Genomic DNA, 1,558 nt, shown 5'->3' on the forward strand with positions numbered 1-1,558 from the left:
CGCGGTTCCAGGCTTCATAGCCTTGCTCGGTCTTGCTGAACACCATCCGCAGAGCATCATGGTGCGCTGTGAGTTTGCCAAGTGCCTGACGCAAAGCGGACTCATCAAACCCTTGCTTCCGGTGCAGCATCACCGCCTGATTAAAGTGATGTGCGTCTACTTGCTTCTGGGCAAAGAACCCATGCTGGATGGGAGACAAAGTTGTTTCCCCGCTCACTTCTCCCTGATCTACCCTACGACTTACCTCGTGCATATGCGGTGCCAGTGTTGCGACGGTTGGGTAACGGAACAAATCTTTCATGTCCAGCTTGTAGCCTGCCTGGAACGCACGCGATACGATTTGAATCGCCTTGATCGAATCGCCGCCCAGATCAAAGAAATTGTCCAAAATCCCGACAGTTGACACGCCCAGGATGGACTGCCAGATCGCTACGAGTGCTCGTTCTGCTACCGTACGTGGCGCTGCATACTCTGCACCGCTGTGCAGACTGCCTTCCGGTGCTGGCAGGGACTTGCGGTCAATTTTGCCGTTCGGTGTCAGTGGCATCTGCTCCAACCAGATGAAATACGACGGCACCATATAGTTTGGCAGCGCTTGTCCCAGCTTCTGTCTCAACTCATTAGCTCCAAGCTCTTGACTTGCCACGTAGTACGCCACGAGCTGGGTTTGACCTGTTTCGTCCGTGCGGGCCATGATGACTGCTTCTTGTACGGACTCCACCTGCAGCAGCTGCGATTCGATCTCGCCCAGTTCGATCCGGTAGCCCCGGATTTTAATCTGGTGATCCATCCGCCCCAAATATTCAAGGTTACCGTCCGGCATCCATCTCGCCAAATCGCCTGTACGATACATTCGCTCATGGCCTGCCTTGTCACCAGCGAACGGATGATTTACAAATTTCTCGGCCGTCAGTTCTTCACGTTTCCAGTACCCGCGAGCCAAGCCTTCCCCGGCAATACATAACTCGCCCGGCACACCGACGGGCTGCAATTCCCCATTCGCATTCAGGATATATATTTGGGTATTCGCGATAGGACGTCCGATGTTAATTTGTTGAGCATGGGTCAGTTCCTGCACGGTCGACCACACCGTCGTTTCTGTAGGTCCGTACATGTTATAAATACGGGGACCGTTGATTTCTTGCAGTGCTGCAAGCAGCTTGGACGGCAGGGCTTCGCCCCCCACCATAATGGCCTTCACGCCTTGCAGCGCCCGGGAACCTGCTTCATGACCCAGCAGCATTTGCAACCGGGACGGCGTCATTTGCAACATCTCAATATGATGATGAGCAATCAATTCACCCAGCGCTTGAGGATTCACCTGATGCTGGTGGTCGCCAAGCACCACCGTCATTCCACCTAGCAGTGGCAGGAGGGTCTCCAAGACGAAAATATCAAAAGAAATGGTCGTGAGTGACAACATCGTTTGGCTCGTTTCAAAGTCAATGACTTCGCGCATCCCTGTGATAAAGTTGAGGACGGAGCGATGCTGGAGCATAACTCCTTTCGGATTTCCGGTTGAACCAGAGGTATAGATGACGTAAGCCAAATGCTCTGG

1 protein-coding gene is annotated in these 1,558 nt (G+C 53.4%); it reads right to left on the reverse strand.

Annotated features, from left to right (window positions below; genetic code table 11):
- Nucleotides 1–1,558: non-ribosomal peptide synthetase (locus HFE01_RS26290; protein WP_167442896.1), on the reverse strand; the 1,558-nt coding region annotated here is incomplete at both ends.

The sequence above is a fragment of the Paenibacillus sp. EKM10P genome (assembly GCF_011800655.1).
Lineage (GTDB): Bacteria > Bacillota > Bacilli > Paenibacillales > Paenibacillaceae > Paenibacillus > Paenibacillus polymyxa.